The 6,544-nt window shown below is 63.2% G+C and carries 5 protein-coding genes; 1 reads left to right on the top strand and 4 read right to left on the bottom strand.

Annotated features, from left to right (window positions below):
- From AC2ETI_RS17750 to AC2ETI_RS17735, 4 genes are all read right to left on the bottom strand, one after another.
- Window positions 1–581: ABC transporter ATP-binding protein (locus AC2ETI_RS17750; protein ID WP_483634170.1), on the bottom strand; the 581-nt coding region annotated here is incomplete at its 3' end.
- Window positions 578–1,321, bottom strand: coding sequence for an ABC transporter ATP-binding protein (locus AC2ETI_RS17745; RefSeq protein WP_007728482.1), 744 nt, complete (start codon window positions 1,319–1,321; stop codon window positions 578–580). The genes AC2ETI_RS17750 and AC2ETI_RS17745, both read right to left, overlap by 4 nt.
- Window positions 1,314–3,572, bottom strand: a complete 2,259-nt coding sequence (locus AC2ETI_RS17740) for an ABC transporter permease (RefSeq protein ID WP_195791843.1) — start codon at window positions 3,570–3,572, stop codon at window positions 1,314–1,316. The genes AC2ETI_RS17745 and AC2ETI_RS17740 overlap by 8 nt, the downstream gene beginning before the upstream one ends.
- Before the next feature lie 60 nt (window positions 3,573–3,632).
- Complete coding sequence (locus tag AC2ETI_RS17735; protein ID WP_021343451.1) at window positions 3,633–5,057, bottom strand: ABC transporter substrate-binding protein; 1,425 nt, start codon at window positions 5,055–5,057, stop codon at window positions 3,633–3,635.
- Window positions 5,058–5,341: 284 nt separating this feature from the next.
- On the opposite strand from AC2ETI_RS17735, the gene AC2ETI_RS17730 reads away from it, so the two are divergent.
- Window positions 5,342–6,541, top strand: a complete 1,200-nt coding sequence (locus AC2ETI_RS17730) for an inorganic phosphate transporter (RefSeq protein ID WP_019744333.1) — start codon at window positions 5,342–5,344, stop codon at window positions 6,539–6,541.
- Window positions 6,542–6,544 lie beyond the last annotated feature (3 nt).

Genomic DNA, 6,544 nt, shown 5'->3' with positions numbered 1-6,544 from the left:
TACATCTGCGAGACGATTCGAGGTGCGAGACCCATCGACAGCTCGTCGAGCAGGAGCACCGTCGGGTGAGTGCCGAGCGCCCGTGACAGCGCCAGCATCTGCTGCTCGCCGCCGGACATCGATCCGGCCAACTGCCCGCGCCGCTCCCCCAGGATCGGGAACCTGCTGTACGCAACCTCTTCGAGTTCGGCCAACCCGACGCCCGTTCCGGTGGCGATCCACAGATTTTCGCGCACGGTCAGGTTTGCGAAGATCCCGCGCCCCTCGGGGATGGAGCAGACGCCCAGCCTCGCCAACTCCGAAGGCTCGACGCCGTTCACGACCTGGCCCGCGAGCCGGAACTCGCCGCGGGTGACCGGCAGGACGCCTGAGCAGATCTTGAGCGTCGACGTCTTGCCGCCGCCGTTGGGTCCGAGCAGCGCCACCACTGCGCCCGGTTCGAGTACCAGATCCACCCCGTGCAGAACCTCGATGGATCCGTAACCGGCACGGACACCGGACAGTTCGAGCAACGGTTCGGAGCGGTCGGGGCTGCGTATGCCCTCGTCGATTTTCGCCTCGCCAATTTTCGCTGAAGTCATACCGCCTCCTCCTCGGTCCCGATGTAGGCCGCGATCACTTCCGGATCCGTCCGGATCTTCTCCGGATCGCCCGATGCGAGGACTGCGCCGTAGTCGAGCACGTGAATGGTCGAGCACACCTTCATCACCAGCGGAATGTCGTGCTCCACCAGACAGATTCCGAGTCCACCCGCCGCCAGCTCAGTCAGCATCTCGGCAAAGACCTCGGTTTCCTGCTCGGTCTGGCCCGAGGCCGGTTCGTCGAGCAGCAGCACTCGCGGGTCGGTCATGAGCGCCCGTGCAACTTCGACGACGCGGGCGCGTCCGGTGGGGATGTCCGCGACGTCCTTGTCCGCGACATCCGTCAGCCCGGTCAGCTCCAGCAGACGATCCGTCTCGCTGTCCACGTCGATCTTGTTGCGGCCGTTCGCCTTGTGGATGTCTCCGGCGACACGCAGGTTGTCACGCACCGACAGCGAGACGAACAGTTCGAGCCGCTGGAAGGTACGTGCAAGCCCGCGACCTGCCCGCTTGTGCGGCGGTAGCTTCGTCACGTCGACGCCGCCGAGGAACACCTGACCTGACGTGGGTTTCTGCAGCCCGGTGATGGTGTTGAAGAGCGTCGTCTTGCCCGCACCATTCGGTCCGATGAGTCCCGTCACGGTTCCGGGTTGCACGGTGAGCGAAACGTCCTTGACCGCGACGTGCCCACCGAAACGAACACTCACACCGCGTGTTTCGAGAAGAGGTGTGTCAGACATGGGCGGTCAACTCCTTCGGCGAGCCGCCCTGGTACTGAGGAATCCCCAGTTCGCGGTCGATCTCGTCACGGATCTCGGGGCTGTACGGGACGTCGATCCCGACGTCTTCGGGAACGACTGTCGCCTTGGCGGCCAATTCTTCCGGAGTGAGAACCGCACGGGGCATGACCATCTCGCCGATCACGGGCAGCATGAACACCACCGCGATCGTGATGGACGCGAACCACCAGTTGCCGAGCACGCCGGTCAGAGCAAGGACGTAGGTCAGTAGAACGACTGCGGCGCCGCCGATCAGAACCGGCCTGGCATCGGAGAGTCGGCGGTATCCCTCGATCACGCTGTGCACGGTGCCACTGGGGTTCGCGCCGACACCGATGCCGATCAGCGCCGGGCTGACGGCCGCGATGTTGCCCAGCAGCAGCCACATTCCCTCCAACTCCGGTTGCGCCGAAGCCAGATTGGTGAACGAGACCATGATGACGGCAAAGCCGATTCCGGCCATGAGCCCACCGAACAGCGCGCCGGTGACGTATCCGATGCCCGCGACGACGGTCAGCATGAGCAGCGAGAGGCTGACCATGATGGCAAAGCTCTCGCCCGAGACCGAACCCATCGCGCTCGACATCAGAATGCCGCCGAGACCGGCGATCCCCGAAGAGATCATGAAGACGCTCAGCTTGAGCCGAACCAGGCTCTGGCCGAGCATGGCCGAACCGGCCGGGCTGTCCTTCATCGCAGCGAGACGGCGCCCGTAGCCGCTGTTACGCAACGCGATGACGCCGACGCCGAGTACCGAGAACAGCGCGGTCACGGTCATCAGGAACACCGTCTCGTTGCTCAGATCGAGCGGGCCGATCTTCAGCGGAGGGAGAGCGATGTTGCCGTCTTTGAACAGCGAATACTTCATGCCGAACAACTCGTGTTCGGTGGTGTCGCGAAGGACCATGTTGGAGAGGAACACTCCGAATGCCATGGTCGCAAGCGCGAGATACAGCCCTCGAAGTCGCAGCGCCGGCAGGGCGACGAGGCCACCGATCACTGCGGTGACGAGGACTCCGACGACGATGCCCCACAGGTTGAGGTGCGCAGCCAACCCGGAACCGGAGATCCCGAAGTGGAAGGCCACGATGGTAGCGATAGCGCCGAAAGATACCGGCGCCAAGTTCAATTCACCCGCGTAGCCGGTGAGGAGTGTGAGCGAGAGCGCGATGATCGCGAAAGTCATTCCGATGGTCAGTGTCGTGACCGCCGACGTCACCATCAGCAGACGGATCAGGTACACGATGACGATCAGTGCCACGCCCCAGACGACGGCCTTGCGTACGCTCGGAACGTGGTACCGCTCGCGAGTGCGAGTGACCGCGCCGCGCAGGCGGTCCTGAGGTAGGACGATGAGTACGACGAACAGCGCGATCATCGGCAGGGAGACACGGAAATTCGACGTCCAACTCCAACTTGTCGGGAAGTACGCCAATACGTACGTACCGGCAAGCCCGAGAACCACGGCGCCGACAAACGTGCGTGGGATGCTGCGCAACCGACCGAACATGGCCGCGGCAAACGCGTCGATCACCAAGAGCGTCAACATGTTCGCCTCGAGTGTGCCGCCACTGATCGGGGTGATCAGGATGCCGGCCAGGACTGCGAGCGTCGAACCCATCGCCCAGGACAGTGCCGCGAGACGCTCCGGATTGTGGCCGTTGAGGCGCAGTAGTTCCGGATCGTCGACGACGCCGCGCATCGCAACACCGGCCCGGGTGCGCGTGAATAGAATACGCAGACCGACGGCGATAGCGATCGCAACGAGGATGCAGATCAGCTCGTGGTAGCGGATGCTCGCGCCGAACACCGTGATCTTGGACTGGTCACCGAAGAACATCTGCATCGTTCGGGCGGTCTCGGGATGCCAGAACCAGTGAGAAATCGAGAGCATTCCGAGCAGGATCGATACCGTCACAACGATTTTGGTGACCTCGGCGGTATCGCGTAGCCCCTTCATGATCAGGACGTAGAGGCCGAGACCCATCAGCGGACCGACCAGGACCAACGAGATCAGCAAGGCAACGACAGTGGGAAGTTCCCAGCCGTAGCGCAACTGCCAGTAGATGAACGCACCGAGCATTGCCTGTGCACCGTGCGCGAAGTTGAAGATGCCTGACGTGTTGTACGTGAGTACCAGCCCGGAGGCGGCGATCGCGTACACCGATCCCAGGACCAGGCCCAGGATCGTGAAAGTGACAAAAGTGTTCATGGCTGAACCCTCGTTAGGGACTCGGGCGGCGGTTGGCGCTCGCCGCCCGAGTCGGAAGAATCAGGACTGCGGCTTGATGACGTTGGCGTTCTGGTACTTCGTCGAGACGCGGTCAGCGCCGAGCTCGGTTCCCCAGGTGCTCTTGTCGGTCGCGACGAGGTACTTGGGGTCGCACTTGAATTCGCCCGCGGTGGACGGGAACGCCTGCGAGTAGGTACTGCCCTTCAGCGAGGTCATGAGTCCGCAGGTGGCCGGCATGTTCTTGCCGGGATCGGTGGCGGCATGCAATCCGCCGCCGTCCCACTCGTGAATGTTCGAGAGTTCGTCGACCATGCACTGACGCGTCAGATCGCTGCCGCACTCGTCCGCGGCGGCCGCCCACAGCAGGAACGACGACGCCGCCTGCATACCGAGAAGCGCAGTCTTGCCACCTTGCTCGGAAACCAGATCCACGTACTTCTTCACTGCGGGCACCTTGTCCGCGTTCTCGAGCATCTGGAAGGTCATGCCCGCGTTGAGGTTGTCGAGCAGTCCGGTGTCCTTGTTCCAATCGGAGACGGTCGCGCCGTACCAGGTGGCTTCACCGAAGAAGATGGGATCGATCCCGACCTGATCGAGGGCCTTCACGAAGTTCAGCTCCGACGGGCTTGCCGATCGTGACGTCCAGATTCCCTTCGCACCGCACTCCTTGTACTTCTCGGCAAACGGCACGTAGCTCGATTCGCCCTCGTAGTTGAGTGTGACGCCGCAATCCTTGAGCTTGAAGCCCGCAGCCTCGGCGATCGAACGAATCTTCGTGGTGGAGCTGATGATCGTGGGCATCGTGCTGTTGACGACGTCGAAGTCGTTCACCAGATCGGGATGCATCTCGGCCATCTGGAACCACTGCGAACCGTTCGCGTAGTCGACGGGGAACGGAACTCCCTGGAACGTCATGGGTCCGTTCGCGGCGTCCGGCGAGACGGTGAAGCCTGGCACTGACACCAGGTTGCACGCGACACGCGTCTGCTCGGCGGTCTGATCCATCGCGAAGCCGTAGCCGACCATCATGAACTGACTCGCGCACGCTTCCTGCATGACCGAGTTGGCCTGCGTCATCGCGGCGTCGTAGTCGGTACCGACAACCTTGCGGCCGTTGATACCGCCTTGATCGTTGCACCACGAGATGAGCGCGTTCACCGCATCGCTCATTTCCTTGTTCAGCCCGGGAGACTTCACGTACCCGCGGTCGTCACCGAACCCGATCTTGATCTCGGTGTCGCTGACGCCTTGATCGGTTGCGCCGGTGGCATCGCCTTCGCCACACGGCGAATCGAGGGTGCCGAACTTCGCGTCGGATGTGCTCGACGCAAGATCGGCGCTGACGCCTGATCCGCCGACAGCGACGGCGTAGGGATCGTCACCACGATTCGATGCGCAGGCTGATGCCAGAACGGCGGTCGCTGCGAGTGCCACGATCAGCTTCGTGGACTTGTTGGGCTTCACGGTCGGAGCTCTCCTTCTCACTGACAGACACCGAGATACAGAGGTGAAACCCCTGTTCCGGTGCGCTCGGTGCCCGTAGGTAATCAGCGTTTAAAACGGTCCGAATGTGCCTTCCCGGTGAGTGAGACCAAAAAGTGAGGTCCCACACAGGGTTCGGATTTCGTGGCGCTGAACACATCGCGAACGGCAGCGCCGCAGCCCACGCGCGGGGACGTACTCCACGGAGGCCCTGTTCGCATCCCGTTCGCTGTACTTTTACGCGTTCGATACGCACAATTCACGTTGTGACCGCAGAGCTCGTAATCCTCCTGGTGGTAGTTGTCACCGCCCTCGCGTTCGATTTCACGAATGGTTTTCACGACACGGGTAACGCAATGGCCACCTCCATCGCGACCGGTGCACTCAAGCCCAAAGTTGCGGTCACACTTTCCGCGATCCTGAACCTGGTCGGTGCGTTCCTGTCCGTCGAGGTCGCCGCGACGGTAGCCAAAGGTGTCGTCAACCTCGGCGCGGTCAGTGGGCAGGATCTGCTGCTGATCGTGTTCGCCGGTCTTGTCGGCGGAATCATCTGGAACCTGGCCACCTGGCTTCTCGGATTGCCGTCGAGCTCCTCGCACGCGCTGTTCGGCGGATTGATCGGCGCCGCGATCGCCTCCATCGGTATGGGCGGAGTCGAGTGGGGCGGAGTGCTGACCAAGGTCGTCGTCCCCGCGATCCTCGCGCCGGTCGTCGCTGCTCTGGTCGCGGGCGTCGGCACCAAGCTCGTGTACCGCATCACCGCATCCGTCAAGGAAGACGAGCGCGAGCGCGGTTTCCGTTTCGGCCAGATCGGCACCGCCTCCCTGATCTCACTTGCACACGGCACCAACGACGCCCAGAAGACGATGGGCGTCATCTTTTTGGCCCTGGTCGCTCACGGCACCATCACCGCCGAGACCGAGATGCCGTTCTGGGTGAAGTTCACCTGTGCCGTCGCGATCGCCCTCGGCACCTACCTCGGCGGTTGGCGCATCATCCGCACCCTGGGCAAGGGTCTTGTCGAGATTGCCGCGCCGCAGGGTCTGGCAGCCGAAGCGTCGTCCGCCGCCATCATCCTCACGTCGAGCCACCTCGGACTCCCCCTCTCGACCACCCACGTCGCCACCGGCTCGATCCTCGGTACGGGTATCGGTCGCAAGGGCGCCGAGGTCCGTTGGGGTGTCGCCGGCCGGATGGCCGCAGCCTGGCTGATCACATTGCCGTCGGCTGCCGTCGTCGGAGCTATCTGCTGGGCTCTTGCGCATCTGGTCGGCGGACTCGCCGGCGTGCTCGTCGTCTTCGCCGCGCTCATCGCCTTCGCGATCTTCATGTACATACGCTCGCGTAAGGAACCCGTGGACGCGGCGAACGTCACCGCCGAATGGGACGAGAATTCAGATGCGGCAATTGCCGAGATCCCGGCAGCCGAACCCACGCCGTCCACCGAAGCCACCCGCAACTCCTGAAAG

It is taken from the genome of Rhodococcus sp. MurmanLake-1 (genome assembly GCF_056945715.1).
Note: the sequence above shows the minus strand (reverse complement) of the source record. Positions and strands in the feature narration are given on the sequence as shown.

Coding starts and splice junctions, on each gene's coding strand:
- AC2ETI_RS17745 (WP_007728482.1), bottom strand. CDS start 1,321: ATGTCTGACACACCTCTTCTCGAAACACGCGGTGTGAGTGTTCGTTTC.
- AC2ETI_RS17740 (WP_195791843.1), bottom strand. CDS start 3,572: ATGAACACTTTTGTCACTTTCACGATCCTGGGCCTGGTCCTGGGATCG.